The organism is Hymenobacter glacieicola, from assembly GCF_014640315.1.
In the GTDB taxonomy this organism is placed as follows: domain Bacteria; phylum Bacteroidota; class Bacteroidia; order Cytophagales; family Hymenobacteraceae; genus Hymenobacter; species Hymenobacter glacieicola.
On sequence record NZ_BMGS01000002.1, the window covers coordinates 118,045 to 137,398 of the forward strand.

The following is a 19,354-nucleotide window of genomic DNA, read 5'->3' on the forward strand; positions in this document are numbered from 1 at the left end:
TATTTGCCCTGCCTACTAGCGGGGCTCTCCTACCCTACCACACTAATAGGGAGTGTGACCAGCATGTGTTTCAGTTGCCTTCCTCCTATCGGTCATACTTCGGCTCCGGCTCTGCACGGCGTTTCTGCCTTTCCTGTTTACCCGCCTCATGCTGCCTCTGACAGCAATAGCAGGCGGTAGCGTCCAGGGCTGGAAGTAGCCCGCTTTGTGCTGTACCATATATATATATATATGGTACAGCACAAAGCGGGCTACTTCCAGCGGCTGAAAAACTGGTCGAAGGAGTCGCGGTATGCGTCGCTGACGGGAATCGTGACCTCGCCGATGTGCACCGTGCCGCGCGTAACGGCGCTGATGTGGTTCAGCCCGACAATGTAGGACCGGTGCACGCGCATGAACTGGCGCGCGGGCAGGCGCTCCTCCAGCAGCTTCAGGCTCGATAAAGACAACAAAGGGCGGGTTTCACTGCGGCGATACACCTTCACGTAGTCCTTCAGCCCTTCGATGTAGCGAATGTCCTGAAAGGGCACGCGCACCAGCTGGTATTCTACTTTCAGGTAGAGGTAGTCCTCGGCCGGCGGTTCCGGGGCAGGTGCTGGTACGGGCGCCGGGGCGGGGGTAGCGGGGCGGGTCAGCTCGTAGTAGGCCTTGGCCTTCAGGGCAGCCCGCAGAAACTCGTCGTACTCGAAGGGCTTTACCAGGTAGTCCAGGGCATCTACTTTGTAGCCATCGAGGGCAAACTGGTTGTAGGCCGTGGTGAAGATGATGCGCGGCGGGCGGCTCCCGGCGCTTCGGTCCAGGGTGCGGGCCAGCTCCAGCCCATTCAGGTCCGACATCTGAATGTCCAGAAACAGCACGTCGATGTGGGCGCCGGGCTCGTGCAGGCCGCGCAGGGCTTCCACGGCGCTGCTGTAGCGCCCCACCAGCTTCAGGAAGGGAGTCTGCTCGATGAAGGCCGAAACCAGCTTCAGGGCCAGCGGCTCATCATCCACGGCAATGCAATTCAAGATCATGGGCTAACGCAACAGAAAGATACACAGAGAAGACCTACCCCGCGGCAGGCGTATCGGGCGGGGCTACTGCGGGCGGCCGGCGGTTAGAGCTGAAGCGTGAGCAGCATGCGGTACTCATTGGCCGGGGTGCGTTCCTGCACCGCTAGGTGGTAGCGGCCGGCGTAGAGCAGCTCTAGCCGGCGGCGGGTGTTCGTGAGCCCGATGCCGCCGGCTTCCAGGGAATCGGGGGGTTCGGCAAACACGGAGTTGCACACTTCAAACACCACCAGGTGCGGCTCGGCGGCGACCTGGCGGAGCGCTACCTGGATGCGGCTGGGTGAGCCGGCGCGCACCCCGTGCTTGAAGGCATTTTCCACGAAGGGCAGCAGCAGCATGGGCGCAATGGCCGCCTCCTGCACGGTTTCGGGCAGGTCTAGCACTACGCTTACCTCGTCGGTCAGGCGCAGGTGCATCAGGTCGATGTAGTCGCGCAGGAAGGTGACTTCGTGGCTGAGCAGGGCCGTTTGGGCGGGCGTTTCATAGAGCACGTAGCGCATCATCCGGGACAGGCGGTGCAGGGCCGTGCGGGCCTGGGCCCCATCGATGAAAGTGAGGGAGTAGATGTTATTGAGCGTGTTAAAGAAAAAGTGGGGGTTGATTTGCGCCTTCAGCAAGGAGAGTTCGGCGGCCAGACGCGCCTGCTCCAGTAACTGCCGGGTGTGCTCGTCGCGCTGGCTTTTCTGCACGGCGGCCACGCTCGTGCTCACGCCTAGCACAAACAGGGTCGTGAGCAGAATCCAGAGGTTGAAAAACCGGGCTTCGCCCTCCGGACCGTGCGGGCCGGGCGGACGGCCTGGTCCGCCGGGGCCCGGGTGTCCCGGCGGCCGGAACGAGTCGGGCAAACCAGGCGGACGCGGCGGACCGGGCGCACCCGGAGCCAGCCCGTCGCGGGTGGCAAAGATGGCGTGCCGGGCTTCGAAAAGGCGGCGGGGCACTTCCAACTCGGCATCCAGGCGCCAGTGCACCCACAGCACGGCCCCGGCCGCGGCCGCCCCCACCCCCAGGTACGCCAGCACCCGACGGCGGTAGAGCAGGCGCGGCACGGCCCAGTGCACGTTGGCGTAAAACACGCCAATGAGCAGTCCCAGCACTACCCCCTGCTTCAGCCAGAAAACGCCGGGCAAAGGGCTGGGCTGGCCGGGCGGCGGAATGGCCAGAATCAGCCCCACCACAATCCAGATGAGGGTGTGGAGCAGCAGTACGGGAGCAACACGAGAAAGACGAGCAGGCACGAGCGGCGCGAACAAGCGAGGAAAACGCTGGTAAAGTACGGCCGCTGCTAGTGTCCTGGCGCCTCGTTCCACCACCAGCCCGTATTCACCGACCAGCAGCCCTCTTTTATCGACCGTAGGTTACCACAATCAAGCAGTTACCTGTTTGCCAAGCAGCACCGGACCGCGCGGGAGCACGTCAGTGTACTCTCTGCCAGTTAAACTGACCACCACGTAAAGACGGGCGCTGCCCCGACACGGAATTCTTCCCCGTTGCAGACCACCACCCTGTAGGACCAGGTTTCACGCCTTGCTACCCCCGCGGGCAGTACCCGTTGCCGGGCCAACGAGCCGCTGTACGCTAGCTCGACCATAACGCCGGCTACCTACTTCGCGTAAGGTTACCTTGCCGGTCGTTACAGGTGTGTGTCTGCCGGCAAGAGCTACACCTATTGCAATACAAGCCCTGGCTGACGAGCCGGGGCTTTTTATTGTCGGGCGGCAGAGCAGCCCGCGGCATCTTCCTGCCACTACCAAAAGCAGCTGAGCTTTGTCGCGAAGTAGGGCTTGCAACATGAGCCACGCCTTTCTCCGCTGCCGTCGGCGCACTTGTAAGCTCAAGCAGCGCGCCCAAAAACCGCCTCTTGTAGAAAGCTGCCTTACCGTGATTTGCAGGAACAGGAAGCACTTGCTAGTGCTGCCGCACCAGAGCAGGGCGGTTGCGAAGAAGAAAATTTTGTAGTCTGGTGAAGCGCGCTTTACCTTTGCCGCACTCAATTCTTTACCGAAAGGATTGTTTTTATACAGAGGCGTGGAGAGACAGGCTCGACGAAACGCCGGCAACCTTCAGTAATCAACTGAAACGGTGCCAACTCCTGACCATATAAAAACAACGTACCGTGAACCGCTTCCCGCACTTCGCCCCCACTCCTGCCACCCTTGCTTCCGTACAGCATGGCTGTTGTGGCACGTGTTGTTGGGCGGTCTGTACGCCGCTGGCCGGGTAGGGTACAACCGGCTGAGCGCTGCTCCCAGCCCAGGAGTTTCCCCGACAGGTTCTGCTGATGCAATCCGCCGCGCCTTTCGGGGCCCGGCTCGCCCGGCAGTAACCGGGCTTTTGCTGCGGCGCTTTGCCTCCTACCTCGTTACGCGCCTCCAAACCCTGGTTTTTCGGTTTGCCCGGGTCCTGCCGCCGGCCCCTACCCTTCCCGGGGTTAACCTGCTTTTGCTGCCCGTACCAGAGCGGCTTTCCCTGATTTTCTACTTCTCTACTTCTTCCCCCGCGCATGTCACAGCACGTGAAGCCGATTGGCATTTATTTCGAACACCCCGAGTGGTTTAAGCCCCTGTTTGCCGAGCTGGACCGCCGCGGCCTGCCCTACGAGAAAATTGACGCCGCCCACCACCTCTTCGACCCCTCGGAAACCGCGAGCCGCTACGCGCTGGTCGTGAACCGCATGAGTTCTTCGGCCTACCTGCGCGGCCACGGCCAGGGCATCTTCCATACGGCCGGCTACGCAACCCACCTGGAGCGCATCGGCACCCGCATCATCAACGGCTCGGCGGCGACGGCCATCGAAACCAACAAGGCCCGGCAGCTCAGCCTGTTTGCTTCGCTGGGGCTGAAATTCCCGAAGTCCTTCGTAATTAACCACGCCTCCCGCGTGCCCGACGCGGCCCGCCAGCTGCAGTTCCCCATCGTGGTGAAAGTGAACATCGGGGGTAGCGGCGCCGGCATCATCCGCTTCGATACCATCGAGGGGGTAGAAGCCGCCGTGGCCGCCGGGCAGATTGACCTGGGCATCGACCAGACGGCTCTGGTGCAGGAGTACGTAACGCCCCGGGGCGGCCACATTCACCGCGTGGAAACCCTCAACGGCAAGTTCCTCTACGCCATGAAGGTGTACACCACCGGGGAGAGCTTTAACCTGTGCCCCGCCGAAATCTGCCAGATTCCGGAGGAGCCCGCCGCCGGTGATTTCTGCCTCACCGAGGCCCCCAAGAAGGGCATTCAGGTGGAAGCCTTTACCCCGCCCGCGGAGGTAGTAGAAGCCGTGGAGCGCATTGTGGCCGCCGCTAAAATCGACGTGGGTGGCATCGAGTACCTCATTGACGACCGCACCGGCGACGTGCTATTCTACGACGTCAACGCCCTGTCCAACTTTGTGGCCGACGCCGTGAACGTGGTGGGCTTCGACCCCTACGCCCGCTTCGTGGACTACCTCGAAACCCAGATTGGCGCCCCGAACCCCGGTAGCCAGCCGGTGTCAGCAGAAGCCGTATCCTCCACCCCACAGCCGGTAGCGGCTTCTATTCACTAAGCCATGCGGTACGGATATTGGATGCCCGTTTTCGGCGGGTGGTTGCGCAACGTAGAGGACGAAAACATGCGCGCCGACTGGGACTACGTGAAGACGCTAGCCCAGCGCAGCGAGGATCTGGGCTACGACCTCTCCCTGATTGCCGAGCTGAACCTCAACGACATCAAAGGCGAGGAAGCGCCCTCCTTGGATGCCTGGAGCACGGCGGCGGCCCTGGCGGCCGTCACCAAGAAAATTGAGCTGATGGTGGCCGTGCGCCCTACCTTCCACTCCCCGGCCCTGCTAGCCAAGCAGGCCGCCAACATCGACCACATCAGCAACGGGCGCCTGAGTTTGAACGTGGTGTCGTCGTGGTGGCAGGATGAGGCCAAGAAGTACGGCGTGCACTTCGAGCAGCACGACGACCGGTACGCCCGCACTGCCGAGTGGCTGCACGTGGTCGACAACCTCTGGAAGCAGGACCACTTCTCCTTCGAGGGCAAGTTCTACAAGGTCACCGATTCGATTCTGCAGCCCAAGCCCGTGTCGCGCCCGCGGCCGTTCATTTACGCCGGCGGCGAATCGGAGGCGGCCAAAAACCTGATTGCCGCCCAGTGCGACGGCTACGTGATGCACGGCGACGAGCCCGCCGCCATCGGCCGCCGCATCCAGGATTTGCAGGAGCGCCGCGACCGGCTGGGCCTACCCCCCATGAAGTTCGGGGTGGCCGCCTACAGCATCGTGCGCAACACCGAAGCCGAGGTAAAAAAAGAGCTGGAGCGCATCACCAACGTGCAGGGCTCGGCCGCCGGCTACAAGAACTACCAGCAGTGGCTGGCCGGCACCCAGCTCGAAAACCAGGTTTCCTTGCAGGATTACTCCGTGTCGAACCGCGGCCTGCGCTCCGGCCTCACGGGCACGCCCCAGCAAGTGGCCGACCGCATCGGCGCCTTCGAGGACGTGGGCGTGGACCTGTTCCTGCTCCAGTGCAGCCCCCAGTTGGAAGAAATGGAGCGGTTCTCGGAAGCTGTAATCCAGGTGCTGGCGTAAGGAAGTGATGGGGGTAGAACAAAAGGGACAAAAAAGAGCCTCTAAAAATTTCGCGAAAAAATCTGCGAAAACGGCCTAATCTGGCTGGATTGGCCTTTTTTCAACCTTTCTCCCAAAAATTCGCGAAAAATCGGACGGGACAAAAGGTTTGACCGGGCTTGGATAGAACTTGGATTGGTGCCCGGTAAATAGCCTAAACACTCTCAAAAACTGCGAAAACCCTGTTTAAACGGCCTAAAAAACGGTCTTTAAACAGGGTTTTTTGGCTCTTCTTTGCGCAGTTTCCGCATCTCTTCCATCAGGTAAGACACGTCCGCTTCCAACTCTCCTAAGCGACGGTGAGCGGCAAAGCGAGTGTTAGGAAACTTGAAACTCAGGCGGGCTTTCACGTACCATATTTCAAGCACATCTAGGGCGTGTATTTCCTGTGTATCGTACTCTTCATTATCGGACTGTATAACCACGCTCTGACGGTCCAGAATGCGGTTGATTAACCGTTTGATGTAAACCGTTTCAGGCGTTACAACCACGTATATATAGCCGTTCTTGATGTTCTGGGGCCAATTATCCACGTAGGAAGCAATAACCCAATCATCTTGATGAAATGTAGGGGCCATGCTGTTGCCGCGCACCTGGAAGCAGCGGAAAGTAGCATTACGGAAGCCAGAACCAGGGAGTGAAAAGGCTGGTAAGTCACGGATGTACTCGGGCTCCATATAATGGCTAGGATAGCCTGCTACGGCAGCTGTAGACACCATAGTGATGTTTTCATTTCCTGCATTGTCCACTGTAACCAGTAACGGATGGGTACGAACCTCGAAAGGGACTAGGACATCTGTGTTTTTTGTCCCTTTCGTTTTATCTGCGGACTCAACACTACCATCTACACTACCATCTACACTACCATTTAGTGCTAAGTGTTGATTCAATTTCCCCTTAAGTTCATCCTTCTTAGAATCTGGCAATTGCTCAATAGCAGATAGCACACCATTTACATCTAATGAAAAGGTGGTTGACGTGCCTTTATCTAAACCCATGTTGGCATCTTCTGCACCTAAAATGCCATGTTTATTCAGTACGTCGGGGTTCGTGTACTTGAAAATCATGCCGGTGCCATCCATCAACCATTCATAGTTGATGTCAAACTTACTAACCACCTTCATGATGATGTCTAAGGAAGGTGCAGTTATCCCCTTCTCAATTTGCGAAAGACCAGACCGGCTAATATCCAGTTTCTCAGCCATTTGAGTCTGTGTGAGCCTGCACCAGTCGCGCAAAGTATACAACCTGCCGCCGATTCCGTGCTTGTCTTTCATAACTTTTTTGTCAGGATTGCTTGCATTTGTTCAAGATTACTGAACATCTTTGGGACACATAACCCAAAGGTTAGGAAAAATGACAAAAGAGAAGCAAAGCCAGTCCGAAAAACTCCGTGAATACGGGGTCACGCTGGCATACCTAGCCCGCTTCGCTAGCCGCACTGTAGGGTATGTGAAGCTGTGGTCAAGCGGCCAAGAAAAGAGCAAGCATCTGGATGAGAAAGCTGCTGAACTGATTCAAAACCGTCAGGCTGAATTGGCTGCCGAACTAGCTAAAGGCAAATAATGAAGCTAGTTGGTGCCATATTGTACGTTGAGTTCAGCGACCTGAAAGCCGTTGGGGTTTCAGAAAGCTACTTGACGAAAGTAACCTCGGTGGCGCGGAAGGATGGCGCGTCATCGTGGGTCAACATCCCTAACCCCGAGCGTAAGCCAGGGGAAGGGAAAGTGCTGATTCAGTACGACACCATCCCGGCTTCTACTCGGGCCAAACTACCGGCCAAAAACGTCCTGCTTCAGCAGCTGGCTGATGACAACCAGCAGCAACAGCGCGAAGCTCAGGAACAAATACTGCGGGGGCTGCTGCCGCCCGCATCAGCTGAAGACTTGGCTACCCTGCGGGAATACCGCATCACTCGGGAATCAGTAGACCTAGGCACGGGTGAAGCCCTGAAAAATGAACTGTCTGGCCTGCCTGATACGAAGCTGCGGGCCGCTGTCCTGGCTTGCCGGTGGTTGGCTCTGATGAGTTCGCCCCGCTGGAAGAGCAAGGCTACTCGGGTGAAGCTCAACCCCGACTTTGCAAAGCTCAGTGATATGCAAATGGCCTGCGTGGCTGTGTATAGTGCTGATGGGGTTGACCTGCCTACGTCGTATTCCAAGGTTCAGGCAAAGCTGCGGGAATATGAAGAGAATGGGGCGCTGGCTGTAGTGCCGCGCCAATTCGGCAACGTGAACAGCCGGAAGATTGCAGAAGAGCAGTTGGAAACCCTGATTCAACTGTACTCCGATGCCCGCAAACCTAGCTTTGAGCTGGTGCATCGGTGGTACACGGAAGTGGTAGACAAACGCCGTGAACTTGGGCTGGAACTGTGGCCGGAAGTAACGGTGGGCACCGTGAAAAACAACCTGATGCTGCCCGATGTGCAGCCGGTTTGGTATCTGCCACGGCATGGCTTCAAAGCCTGGAAAGAGCGGTATGAATACACCATGCTGCGCCACCGTCCGACCTTCCGGGATGCCCTGTGGGTAGTCGATGGAACGAAGGTGAACTACTACTACCGCACGGCTAAGGGGGTAGCGGCTAAGCTTCAGGTTATTGCTGTGATTGATGCCCACTCTGACTACTGGTTGGGCTGGGAATTCTGTGAGCAGGAAGATTCGGATGCCGTAGGCCGGGCGCTTCGTGCAGCCCTGCGCACGGCTGGGGGCGTGAAGCCCTGGCAGGTTCAGTACGATAATGACCGTTCTAACCTCAAATTCTTCGCGAATTGGGCGGGCTTACACTTCCCCGCAATGCCCAATAACGGCCAATCAAAGGTCATTGAACGGGCTTTAGGGGCGCTGCAACAGCATGTAATGCGCCGCCATCGGTCCTTCACTGGCCAGAACATCACGGCCACCAGCCTGGCAGGTAAGGCCAACCCGGAACTGCTGCGCGAACTGGTGAAGGAAGGGGCGCTGATGAGCCTGGAAGAAACCATGCGGGAAGCCTCGCTGGACTTCCATGCCTGGAACAACATGGTCAGCAAGAAAGACGGGAAAACTCCGAAGGAACGCTACCTGGCTAGCCAGCACCCGGAAACCCGGTCCTACTTCACAGAAGAAGACGAAATGGAAACCTTCTGGAAGTGGAATGACCAGCTGATTACCTACCGCAGTGACGAGTTGCGCATGGTGAAAAGCCGCATCAGCAACCACTACGAGGTAGTAACAGAGCTACCCGGCCCGGTGCCTGGCACCATGACTAAAGTGCCGGACCTGGACTTCCATATGCGCAATGTAGGTCAGCGGTTTTGGGTCAAGTATGACCCTGAGCAGGCAGCACCTACCCGCGTGGCTCTCTTCCTCGGGGAAGATAAACGCTTCGTGGCGTGGGCTGACAACAAGGAAGCTATGCCGGGTGCCTTGGTGGACTACCAGGAAGGCAGCCGCGCCGCCATCAATGCCCGCCTGGCAGCTAAGAAAGAACAGCGGGCGCAGACTGCGGAACGCTTGGCCAACATCACGGAACGCCTGGACGCGGAAGAGCTGGTGAAGCTAGGTCATGAGTTCGTGCCGAAAGATGCCCTGAACGCAGCACAAGCTGATTTAGAAGCTGAAGACGAGGTGCAGGTTACCATCAACCGCCGCCCTGAGCGCAGCAATACCCTAGTACTCTCCCCGGCTATGGCAGCTGCTACGGAAACCCCGGATGCCATACGACAAGCCCGGTGGGCGCGAATGCAGCAACAGGCTGAAGACGAAGACTAAAAACAAACCCGCCCCACGGGTGCAACCGGGGGCGGGCTCAATTCAAATACTCACTCTTAACACTCAAAAGTAATGCTGGAATCACAGAAAGAACAAATTGCTCAGGCACTGGACGAGTACATGAAGGTGCATGATGTAAGCCAGAACAAGGTTAGCAAGGGCTCTGGTGTATCCGCTGGCTACGTGTCGCAAATCGTGAAGCGCAAGTGGAATGAAGTGCCTGTAGCGGATGGTAAAACCATATCAATAGGTGACAGCCACTTCCGCAAGCTTCAGGCTTACATGGGCCTGAGCCTGGACGTGTTCCAGACCAAGAACTTCATGGATGTGCAGATTGCTCTGGATGATGCCCGCCGTACCGTGGCGTACTACATCATTGATGGCGACACGGGCGCAGGTAAAACCTTCGCAATTACCGATTACGCCCGCAAGCACTCAGCTACTACCTACGTGGTGAAGTGCTCCAACGCTATGACCGCTACCCAAATGGTGCGGGCTATTTGCCGGGAAGTAGGTGTGGGCGAACTCGGGGCTACGGGTGCTGTGGAAGACCGCATCAAGGCCATCGCCACCAAGATGAATCGTGAACAGGCGCTGCTGGTGTTCGATGAATCGGAAACGATGGTGAAGAAATCTCGGGCTTTCGGCTACATCAAAGACCTGTATGACCGGGTGGAAGGTCGCAGCAGCATTGTGATAGCCGGGGCCAATGGCTTCCTGGATAAGCTGCGCCAAAAGGCCAATTACAATGTAGAGAGCTTCCCGCAGGTGGTGCGCCGCTTCGCTGCCAACCCGGTCATGCTCAGTGGTGGGGTGGATATGCAGGATGCCATTGACATCTGCGCTGCTCATGGCATTACGAGCAAAAAGGAAGTGGCCGTGCTAGTAGCTGCTAGCCCCAATTACGGCACCCTCTTCAGCAAGCTGAAGAAGCTGAAAGCTGACCAGGAAATCCTGGCCACCGCCAACGCCTAAGCCATGCAAACACTAGAGCTAACCGAAATCCAAGGATGGGTACTGCCGGACATGACCCGCAAATACCACTACTACGCAGGTTCCAACACCAGCCTATGCGGTGGATACGAAGCGACACCAGAGCAGCTACAGGATGCTTACGACAACAACCACAAGTGCGCTGATAACTGCGCCGCCTGCCAACGCAAACGCCTTCAACTACAGCAAAATGGGTAACCTGATTTCAGCTCACACGGTCCTGAAGAATAAGTACAAGACCATTGACCTACCTGAGCCGTGGCCGAAGTACATCGGGATTCCTGAAGAGAACTTCCGCATGATTGTCTACGGGCCTTCGGGCTCGGGCAAAACCACCTTCGTGATGAAGCTCTGCAAAGACCTCACTGAGCTAGGCAAGGTGTACTACAACAGCTCAGAACAGGGGGAAGGCAAGAGTATCCAGGACAGCTTCAACCGCTGTAACATCCACGAATGCCCCAAAGGAAGCTTCATGCTCGGGGACCGGCATACCTACCAGGAAATGGTGGAAGTCCTGAGCAAGAAGCGTAGCGCCCCCTTCGTGGTCATTGATTCGCTTCAGTACATGAACCTGACCAAAGGCCAGTATCAGGAGCTGATTGAACGGTTCCCGCGCAAAGCCTTCATCATCATCAGCTGGTCAGCTGGGGCTACCCCGAAAGGGGAACACGCGAAGGGCATTGAATACATGGTGGACATCAAAACCTACGTGGCAGACGGGGTAGCCATCAGCAAAAGCCGCTTCGGAGCTACTGAGCCCTACGAAGTTTACCCGCCCCGGCAAACGAAGCCTGCGAAGGTCAAGGAATCCGGTCAACAGCTAAGCCTGATTGAGAATGGGTAAGCCGCTAAAGCCCAAAGATGCTGTGACAATCACGGCGAAAAACAGGGTCCGCATCCGGCTGGAAGGCACAGGCCCGAAGGAAGCCTACGATGCCATGATTCGCTACCTGGACATGGTGAATCCGGTTCTGGCCACCAATAAGAAGGGCATTACCGCAGACACTGCCAGCGTGTACGAAAGTGCTTCCCTAGTCCTGGACCTGTACGAGTTTCAGATACTTCCGCAGATGCGGCTGGACGCATTGCCGGAGGTGCTGAAGCTGAATGTAACCCGAATAGAAGCCCTGCGCCTGTGGTGGCTTGCGGCATCGGACCCCACGGGAGTAGGAGAGCAAATACAATGGATTCGCGCACTGAATGAGGTGCATCAAAAACTAGGATAATGAGCTGGGCACAAGAACTAAAACAGAAGAATGAGCGCACGGAACGCCGGATGCTGCTACTACTCGGGGTAGACCTGGATTGGCTGACTTGGCTGCGGATGGAAAACATGGTGGCGTGGCTCTGCAAGGAATACGGGGATGGTAGCTACCGCAATGCCATAGCCTCTTCCCCCGAGTTCAAGACGTGGTGGCTGGCACAGTGGGCAAGTAGGGACGCCGCCCTGAGCAGTCGGATAAAGGTGCTGAACACGGGGGTGATGACCCACAGCGTCAGCCCCGACACCACCCACTTCATTCATGAGCAGGAGGAATTCAGGGAACTGTACGTGGCCTACCACGACCCGCTGAAGATGACCAAATACCCTGACCGGGAAATCATCAACGAAATCATCAAGACAGCCCGCAAAGCTGCATAGCCTGGATGGTCAGCGCCGGGGTTCGACTCCCCGGCCAGGCGCTACAGAGTACGCATTTCACCATTTAAACCCCATTCAAAACCTATGGCAACTACTGCCCAAACCCCGACCACCCGCACGGCCAAAGCTTCCGGTTCCAGGAAGGTGGCCGAAAAACAGATGGACCGCTATGCTGAGTTGGCCGCGCAGCTGGTGGAAGCAAAGGACGCCTACGAAGCCACCATCAAGCCTCTGACTGATGAAATGGCTGACCTGAAGGTGAAGCTGAATAAGTGGGCTACAGACAACCCTGAGGAATTCAAAGGCCAGAAGACGCTGAAGATGGAAGGTGGCGTCCTGGGCTTCAAACTCGGGGCTAAAGCCATCAGCTTTCCCCTAGATGCACCAGCTGATATTCAGAAGAAGTACCTAGGCATTGTGAAGAAGGGGCTGCCTGAGGCCATCACGGAAAGCGTTGACGCCAGAACGCTCATTGGTGCCCTGCCTGCCTTCCCAAACGTTGCCAGCCAGTTGCTGAAGCTTGGCATTTCGATAAAGCAGCCGGACAACTTCTTCATCACACCAAAAAAGTAACTGATGGAGAAAGGCCAGAAGGTACGTGTGATTCGCGGGCTGTATGCTGATAGCAATGTAGTAGTAGACCGGCCCCACGACAGCTTCCCCAATTTCTACTGGTGCATGGTTGAGCGGATGGTAACAAGGTGGAAGCGCGGAAAGAAGGTGCTAGTACCTGGTGAACCACAGGAAGCACTGCTGAACGCTGGCCAGATAGAGAAACGATAAAAAATAGACCAATGGAATTAAGTCTTTCACAAGCTCAGGCCATATATGAACAGGCTGAAGCACATAAGGAAATCATTCAAGAGGTGTTGCTAGAGCGGGTAAGGCAGGATAATAAGTTCGGCCCGCAAAACCGCCCACCTTTTGAGTGGAAAATCATTCTGGACGAAGAGGTGGGCGAAGTCTCACATGAGGTATGCGAAGTGTACTTCCGAGGTGAAGAATTCAGCGACAAATACCGCAAAGAACTGGTGGAGGTAGCGGCTGTGGCTTTGGCAGCACTACAGAATTATGACCAGCGGGCAGCTGCTGCCAGCAGCTCTAATTCCTAACTCCCCACCTGGATGGTCGCAGCATGGGTTCGACTCCCATGCCAGGGGCAACAACCGATTTAACATCCACTCTGATGCACTGCTACAGCGTCACAATTCATCCAGTGGGACTATGCCCACTAATCCAGTTCGGCCCAATACGGCTTGAATTTCGGGGTAATCCGGGCTTGTCTCGGGGCAACATAGTAGAGCACTGCCAGGCCATCTATGGCGCTGAGTGCTGGAAAGTGGGCTACATCCGCAATAACTCTTTAGCTGAGATTCTATAATGCTTATCAAACCCTGGCAGAACAAGTATCTGCATAAGCTTCTGAATGACCTGGACTTGATGGACGTGAAAAAGGAGCTGGTAGCCAGCTTCAGCGGCAAAGGTTCGGAGAGCAGTAAAGACCTTCACTACACAGAAGCGGACAGCCTCATCAAGTACCTGGAACGGCAATCCTCGGGCGCACTGCCTACCCCTGAAGAGGAAGAAGCCAGCGACAAAATGCGCCGCAAAATCCTGAGCCTGGCCCACGAAATGCAGTGGGAACTGGATAATGGTAAAGTGGATATGGCCCGTGTGAACGCTTGGTGTCAATCAAAAGGCTTCGGGAAGAAAGTGCTCAATGACTACAACCATGACCAGCTAACGAAGCTGGTTTCCCAATTCAAAATCGTCCACAAAAAACACCTTCAGGAGCTACAGAAATGAAAAAGCAACTCATCAAAACCATCCTTAAAGCTGATTCGGGTAACCTCTTTGCTGACTTTGATAGCACAGCTCAGGTTAAGGATTTTTTGAATCAGCAGAATGAAGCCTTTCTGCGCGGTATAGTCGCACGGTGCAACATCAGCATTGACAATGAAAACGGCCATCTATAAACTGACCTCAAAGAAGATTGCGGGCGGGGCCATCTACGTGAGCTACCGCCTGGGCAAGCTGCAAGCCCTAGACCTGGCAGATGCGCAGCCTACCCCTGAACAGGTTTCCTACCTGCTGATGATACTTCCCCCGGTGGAAAACGCACTACAGGTAACGGATTGGGGTAGCATGGTAGTAGTGCCCATTCCCGAGCGCACAGTAAAGGATAAGATAAAGCTGTTTTGCGCGGCCTTTAAAGACTACCGGAAGGTGACCTACCAGCCAACGCAGACGGAAGCCAGCAACATCCGCACGGTGCCGGTCAGCCAGGAGCTACTGACGGTCTTCTTTGAAACCGGCTTGCTGGACTATAGCATCCGCAACTACATAGCCCGCATCAACACCACTCGGGACATCCTGAAGAATGGCCGCAACATCAAAGAACGCTTTCCCGCAGGCTATGACCGGGACTTCTACAACTCCCTTTCTGGTGAACGTCTGGTGGAGTATAAGCGCCACCTGAGGGACAATGGATGGGTGTATGATGGGAAGCTTCAGACCTGGAAAGAAGCCCCTAACTTGTCCAGATAGTCACTTTATAGGTTGATTTTTTGTCCATTTCGGAGCCTATAAAGGCTCCGAAATGACACTTTTAAAGGTCATAGCTGTCGGCCTTTTTCGTAATATTGACGGCTTTATTTACTCTAAACCCATTTTGCGTATGAAGAAGCTCTTCAAAATTGTTGGTGGTATCATCCTAGGCTTATTCGTTTTGGGCCTGTTGCTACCCGACCCAAAGAAAGATGGCAAAGCTGGTGCCGGTATGGCCAACGCATCTGCTATTTCCCCGAGTGCGGGCGAAGGTGCTGGTGAGCCTGTTACTGAAGCCCCTGCTGCCGAAGAAAAGCCGGACTTGGAAATCCTGAAGACCAGCGAGACCGCTAACGAATTTGCTCGCACTATTCACGTAAAAGTGCGCAACAACACAGACCACTTAATTCAATATGCTGACCTGAAGGGTGTGTATTACGATAAAGGGAAGAACATCGTAGGTACGGGTATGGGCAACGCTGCTAACATAGCAGCTGGTGCCACAAAGACTATCGACATCATGAGCATGGGTATCGAAAACGCCGATAGCTATGAAGTCGAAATGGGGAACGTACTAGACTAGAGGATTTTTGCACATTTATTTGCCATAAAAAGGCCACCCAATTGGGTGGCCTTTTTTAGTTGTAAGTTGTAACTCCATTATATAACCACAAATCATGTTGATTCAAGAGTTTATTACAGGCCTTACCCCGTTAGTTGACGAGGGATGGAAAGTCAAAGTCACTCACCAGGACACTTACATTTTGTTAACTGCCCACAATGGAAGCGGTGAAAAGATGGTGCTAGAGTTGATTGATAAGGGTACAGGTGTTTGGCCTGACTATACCGTTCAGGCTGAGTTTGAAGGTTCTAATTCAGGTATAGGGGTGTGTTCTCATGCAGGTATTTATGACCCTGCTGTTGAACAGCAGAAGGCTTCTGAGTGGACTAAGGATTTTGTGAAAGATGCCCGCCAGCTTAGAAAGGATTCTAAATTGTAGTTGATGATAAAAAAGAAGAAGACATGCAGTACGAATTCAGGGATGTAGTCCACAAAGGAAAAACCGTCCGATACATTAAGTCAGTTGGCTTTAACAGTGATGGATATAGCCTTGCTTCCGAAGAAATGCTAAGGTTGGGAAGGGAAATTCAGCTAGCCAGTCCTGATATAGTAATTGTGCTGATGGTAGGAAATGGCAGCACTTTAGCAGAAGACACCAAATTTCTAGCAGAAGTGACAAAGCTTTTCCCTCGTAAGTACGATGAATTCTATAAGTGGCAAGTAGCAACTCTCTAACTAAAAAAGGCCACCCAACCGGGTGGCCTTTTTTAGTTGGCGCTAACCTCAGAACTGACTTCTATGCCGCTGGCCTGCGCCGTAGTCTTATTCAGTAGGGTGCTGTCCATCCACTTTATCTGATACTCACTGATGATAACTTCCACCCCTCTGTAGTTGCTGTCCGGGTAGAGCGCTACCCGTTCCAGGCCGGTCATCAGTGGTCCGCCCCTGAAGCCTGACAGGCCGTGGTAGCTGGCTTGCTCCATCTTCGGCGTCCTGAGCTGCGACACCACCAACGCCTGGTCACAGTGACGGATACGCAGGATGCCTTCACAATCCTGGATGCCTCTGCTACGGGTAGCAGTACGGACGCCCACTAGCTCATAGTAGCAGGCCGGGAAGTTAATGCTGTAGCCGGTGCCCTGCGCTGCCATAGCCAACTGGTTGAAGAAGCGTTCTACATCCTTGACACCTGGAATAACCTGCTTCAGCTTGGCTTCAATGGTGGTGTATACTTCTATCATGCTGCGGCTGCGGTAACGGGTGAAGCTGAAGCATTGATGGGAGCCATCTTAGGGGTAGACTGTGTGATAATGAATTCCAGGCGCTTCCGGCTCAGGAAGTACGTGTTGCTTAGAATGGTCATAATCTGATTGTAAGAAAGGTGGATGGCTATGCGCTTGCCTCGATAGGGGACTATCTGTTCCTCACACTTTAGTTTATTGAAAGCCGCCATTATTTCTTTATTCCTGTCAGTGAGTAACGTTAAGTCGCGGGCCATGTATTATTTGGAGAAAGCATTAACTATCAAATATATTATCTAGGCCAGCTTCAATCAAAGCTTTAATCCTTAAATCTAATTTTGGGTGTTCCCCCATGAATTGCCTTTGTGGGATTTCCAGGTTGATTTGGCGGGTATGTGCTCTGACCTGGCTGGTGCCTACCTTTTCTTTTTTCCATTTTTCCTTCTTGGCACCTGGCGTGGAAACCTCATTCATTTCGTACTGGTGGCGGGTATAAGCTTCCACCTCTGCTGTGCCCTGGATGGTGCCCCCCTCGTTATGAATCTGAGCGTAGGGAACATCTGTGAAGATGGTAATGACCAGGCCCAACGTTTTGACCTGGAAGGACCGGCGCAGCCGCCCCGATTGCACCAGGATAGCTTTGCCATCGTTGCCCTTTTGGACTACTCGGGGAGCCCACGGGGTGCCAAAGAAAGATTCCGTGCGGAAGTTGTCTTGAATAGAATCCACCACTTCCGCGCCGGCCAGCTGGGGCAACTCCTTCATGAAGTCATTCAGCTGACCGGCCATTATCCGCATATCCTTTATCAAATCAGCCATTGCGCTTCTTTGGTTTGGGGGCGTCTTCTACTGCCATGCGCCGCAGCAGCGGCTTCACGCCCTCGGGGATGTCATAGTATTGATGGCTTTCGGGAAACACCACCCCTGTTTTGCCTGCGTTGTGGCCGAACTCCGGTGGCTTCGTGGTGAGAGTGGCCAGGGTAGCTTCATCGGTGGCCGTGCGCCCGGTGCGGGGCACCCGATGGACGTTGCACCGACACTTCCAGCCACAGGGCGGGTAGTGGTTATTCCAGAACGGATGGTCTACGGGTAGCGTGATACCGTCCCACTCAGCATGAGCTGGTCTAACCCGGTCATCTCCTGAGGTAGTGTACTTCAGGAAATATTTGTCCTTGTTTTCCTGGAATCCCACCCATTTGGCGGCCATCTGCCCCGTAGCCACGGCGGTGTCATACTCCGTTTTCAGCCACTGGATATTATAGTCTTCATGCAGCTTCAGAGCCTCTTTCTTGAACGAGGGGAAAGCACTGACCTGGCCACCATCCACCAGTAGGGCGTTCAGTTCCGTCAGCAGCTTATAGCTCTTGTTGGCGCTGAAAATGTACAGGTGGGTGGTCAGCTTCCCGAGTAGCACGGCGTCAGGGGAGCCGTACTCCAACTGAGGCAACTGCTGACCATAGCCTTCTTCTACTGCTTCAGTCAGCTGGCTACCCGTTTCGCGCATCATAGCCCGAAATTCAGGGCTACGCATCATCTTCCGCAGCTTTGGCCGTTCGGTGTGTAGCTTCTGGACTACCTCATCAAATAGCTTCCGCAGCTTTGGGTTGTCCTTGTCGGTGTCAGCCAACTTCAGTACGCCCGTGGCGCTGGCCAGCGCCACGGGCTTAGTAAAATTTGGCGTTGTTAGTTGCTGTTTGCCAGGCTTGGCAGGGGTATTTTGTCCAGGCTTGCCTTTGGGCGGGGCAGGTGGCGTGTCCTGCTCAGGTCCGTCCTCTTCATCCTGCTCAGGCGCAGCCGGTGCTTCAGCGGCCTTTTTCTTGGCAGCCTCTTCATCCAGTAACCGCCGCCACTTGAATTCCAGCCCATCCAGCTGGTAGCCCCACATCTTCAGGAAAGGGAACAGGTCATAGTTGATAAAGTACGACAAGGACCGCAAGCGGGATTGTACGTAGTGCTCCTGAACCCGCTCATGAACCTCCCCCTGGGACTTGCTAGCGCCGTCCTGGCTGGTCATGGTTTGGCCGGTAATCAGGAAAGCTATTTCATCATTACACGCATCCTTTAGGCTGCTGTACATCCGCCCATCCTGGTTGGCGGATGCCTCATGAAATACCATTTCCTCATTCTCTTCCATGAGCATCCAGCCATTGGAACCCATGTTGGCGAGTGCTTTTTCTTTCTGGTTGATTTCCCACTGCTCAGTAGCGTCCGTCTTCAGCCCCACCATAGGCATCCCAAACTTCTCTGAGCGACGGGACCAATCGGTACGGGTGTACCGCTTCCAGATAACTTCCGGGGCCGCTTTATTCAGGATGCCCAAGTGGTAGCGGCCAAAGGAGTCTTTCAGGGCTATTTCCAGCAGTAGCTTAGCGTAGGGAGCATCCGTATTGCGGAACGGAATACCGGAAGCATCTGTGGGGCGTATCAGCACCTCACCTGCTTCCGGGCACACGTTTTCACGGGGTATCAAATCCAGCCTAGTGAATTCGCCTGCGTGTTCCCCCTGCTCTTCGGGGTAGTCGAAGTTCAGCAGAGTATGGCCGTGGAAGTCCGTGTCCAGGTATTTATCCATGAAGTCATGGAACCAAGGCCGCTGAAACTTTTCCAGCACCTCATCCATTTCCTTGCCGGACTTCTTATTGACAATGGCAAAGCCTTCAGAAAGCACCTTGTTTTTGAGGGTCTGGATTTGGCCGGTCAGGTAGCCATCCCGGTCAATCTGCTTATAGATGGCTACCAACTGGTCACGACGGGGCAGGATAGGCGACAGGGCTCGGTCCTCAGCCCGCGTCCACACGTCCATTTCTGCTTTGGCTTTGTGCCGTGAAACCACCTCATCCAGCTCATCAATCAGACGCCCCTGTTGCCCACCACCTTTCCGCTTCTGCGGTGTGGTAGCGGGCGCAGCTGGTGCTGTAGCAGGCTTGCCAATGGTGACGGTTTTACCGAATAGTTTAAGCTCCAT

The 19,354-nt window shown here is 55.2% G+C and carries 21 protein-coding genes and 1 riboswitch; of the genes, 15 read left to right on the forward strand and 6 right to left on the reverse strand.

Annotation, left to right across the window (positions count from 1 at the left end; all coding sequences use genetic code 11):
• Window positions 1-251: 251 nt before the first annotated feature.
• Together IEW18_RS03495 and IEW18_RS03500 are read right to left on the reverse strand one after the other, a co-directional pair.
• Window positions 252-1,013 (reverse strand): LytR/AlgR family response regulator transcription factor, encoded by a 762-nt coding sequence (locus IEW18_RS03495; RefSeq protein ID WP_188556441.1) that lies wholly within the window; start codon window positions 1,011-1,013, stop codon window positions 252-254.
• Window positions 1,014-1,096: 83 nt separating this feature from the next.
• Window positions 1,097-2,284: a sensor histidine kinase gene (locus IEW18_RS03500; RefSeq protein ID WP_229728577.1), complete on the reverse strand. Its 1,188-nt coding sequence runs from the start codon at window positions 2,282-2,284 to the stop codon at window positions 1,097-1,099.
• A 775-nt stretch (window positions 2,285-3,059) separates the two neighbouring features.
• Window positions 3,060-3,153: riboswitch (SAM riboswitch) on the forward strand.
• A gap of 396 nt (window positions 3,154-3,549) precedes the next feature.
• Here IEW18_RS03500 and IEW18_RS03505 point away from each other — a divergent pair.
• Window positions 3,550-4,584, forward strand: coding sequence for an ATP-grasp domain-containing protein (locus tag IEW18_RS03505; protein WP_188556442.1), 1,035 nt, complete (start codon window positions 3,550-3,552; stop codon window positions 4,582-4,584).
• A 3-nt stretch (window positions 4,585-4,587) separates the two neighbouring features.
• Entirely contained in the window at window positions 4,588-5,613 is a 1,026-nt protein-coding gene (locus IEW18_RS03510; protein WP_188556443.1) for an LLM class flavin-dependent oxidoreductase, read from the forward strand.
• Between the two features lie 248 nt (window positions 5,614-5,861).
• Here IEW18_RS03510 and IEW18_RS03515 read toward each other — a convergent pair whose 3' ends face one another.
• Window positions 5,862-6,929 carry an XRE family transcriptional regulator gene (locus IEW18_RS03515; protein ID WP_188556444.1) on the reverse strand — a complete coding sequence of 356 codons (1,068 nt, stop codon included), beginning with the start codon at window positions 6,927-6,929 and terminating at the stop codon, window positions 5,862-5,864.
• A gap of 79 nt (window positions 6,930-7,008) precedes the next feature.
• Between IEW18_RS03515 and IEW18_RS03520 the strand changes: the two genes are divergently transcribed.
• From IEW18_RS03520 to IEW18_RS03580, 13 genes are all read left to right on the forward strand, one after another.
• Complete coding sequence (locus IEW18_RS03520) at window positions 7,009-7,218, forward strand: hypothetical protein (RefSeq protein WP_188556445.1); 210 nt, start codon at window positions 7,009-7,011, stop codon at window positions 7,216-7,218.
• A 71-nt stretch (window positions 7,219-7,289) separates the two neighbouring features.
• Window positions 7,290-9,404, forward strand: coding sequence for a hypothetical protein (locus IEW18_RS03525; protein ID WP_188556446.1), 2,115 nt, complete (start codon window positions 7,290-7,292; stop codon window positions 9,402-9,404).
• A 72-nt stretch (window positions 9,405-9,476) separates the two neighbouring features.
• A complete protein-coding gene (locus IEW18_RS03530; protein ID WP_188556447.1) occupies window positions 9,477-10,379 on the forward strand; it encodes an AAA family ATPase in 903 nt (300 codons plus the stop codon).
• A gap of 208 nt (window positions 10,380-10,587) precedes the next feature.
• The gene (locus tag IEW18_RS03535) at window positions 10,588-11,241 is read left to right on the forward strand and encodes an ATP-binding protein (protein WP_188556448.1); all 654 of its coding nucleotides are present in this window, start codon (window positions 10,588-10,590) and stop codon (window positions 11,239-11,241) included.
• Window positions 11,234-11,623 (forward strand): hypothetical protein, encoded by a 390-nt coding sequence (locus tag IEW18_RS03540; protein ID WP_188556449.1) that lies wholly within the window; start codon window positions 11,234-11,236, stop codon window positions 11,621-11,623. The genes IEW18_RS03535 and IEW18_RS03540 overlap by 8 nt, the downstream gene beginning before the upstream one ends.
• Before the next feature lie 50 nt (window positions 11,624-11,673).
• Window positions 11,674-12,039, forward strand: coding sequence for a hypothetical protein (locus tag IEW18_RS03545; RefSeq protein ID WP_188556450.1), 366 nt, complete (start codon window positions 11,674-11,676; stop codon window positions 12,037-12,039).
• Window positions 12,040-12,183: 144 nt separating this feature from the next.
• Window positions 12,184-12,612, forward strand: a complete 429-nt coding sequence (locus tag IEW18_RS03550) for a host-nuclease inhibitor Gam family protein (RefSeq protein WP_188556451.1) — start codon at window positions 12,184-12,186, stop codon at window positions 12,610-12,612.
• Window positions 12,613-12,833: 221 nt separating this feature from the next.
• On the forward strand, window positions 12,834-13,151 hold the full coding sequence (locus IEW18_RS03555) for a hypothetical protein (RefSeq protein ID WP_188556452.1): 318 nt from the start codon (window positions 12,834-12,836) through the stop codon (window positions 13,149-13,151).
• A gap of 268 nt (window positions 13,152-13,419) precedes the next feature.
• A complete protein-coding gene (locus tag IEW18_RS03560; RefSeq protein ID WP_188556453.1) occupies window positions 13,420-13,845 on the forward strand; it encodes a phage protein GemA/Gp16 family protein in 426 nt (141 codons plus the stop codon).
• Complete coding sequence (locus tag IEW18_RS03565) at window positions 13,842-14,015, forward strand: hypothetical protein (RefSeq protein ID WP_188556454.1); 174 nt, start codon at window positions 13,842-13,844, stop codon at window positions 14,013-14,015. The genes IEW18_RS03560 and IEW18_RS03565 overlap by 4 nt, the downstream gene beginning before the upstream one ends.
• Entirely contained in the window at window positions 13,996-14,586 is a 591-nt protein-coding gene (locus tag IEW18_RS03570; RefSeq protein WP_188556455.1) for a hypothetical protein, read from the forward strand. Before IEW18_RS03565 ends, IEW18_RS03570 begins: the two co-directional genes overlap by 20 nt.
• A gap of 130 nt (window positions 14,587-14,716) precedes the next feature.
• Window positions 14,717-15,169: an FxLYD domain-containing protein gene (locus IEW18_RS03575; RefSeq protein ID WP_188556456.1), complete on the forward strand. Its 453-nt coding sequence runs from the start codon at window positions 14,717-14,719 to the stop codon at window positions 15,167-15,169.
• A gap of 94 nt (window positions 15,170-15,263) precedes the next feature.
• The gene (locus IEW18_RS03580) at window positions 15,264-15,587 is read left to right on the forward strand and encodes a hypothetical protein (RefSeq protein WP_188556457.1); all 324 of its coding nucleotides are present in this window, start codon (window positions 15,264-15,266) and stop codon (window positions 15,585-15,587) included.
• Window positions 15,588-15,915: 328 nt separating this feature from the next.
• On the opposite strand, the gene IEW18_RS03585 is transcribed toward IEW18_RS03580, so the two are convergent.
• The 3 genes from IEW18_RS03585 to IEW18_RS03595 form a co-directional block, all read right to left on the reverse strand.
• A complete protein-coding gene (locus IEW18_RS03585) occupies window positions 15,916-16,389 on the reverse strand; it encodes a hypothetical protein (RefSeq protein ID WP_188556458.1) in 474 nt (157 codons plus the stop codon).
• Between the two features lie 276 nt (window positions 16,390-16,665).
• Window positions 16,666-17,208, reverse strand: coding sequence for a phage virion morphogenesis family protein (locus IEW18_RS03590; RefSeq protein ID WP_188556459.1), 543 nt, complete (start codon window positions 17,206-17,208; stop codon window positions 16,666-16,668).
• Window positions 17,201-19,354, reverse strand: a complete 2,154-nt coding sequence (locus tag IEW18_RS03595) for a phage portal protein family protein (RefSeq protein WP_188556460.1) — start codon at window positions 19,352-19,354, stop codon at window positions 17,201-17,203. Before IEW18_RS03595 ends, IEW18_RS03590 begins: the two co-directional genes overlap by 8 nt.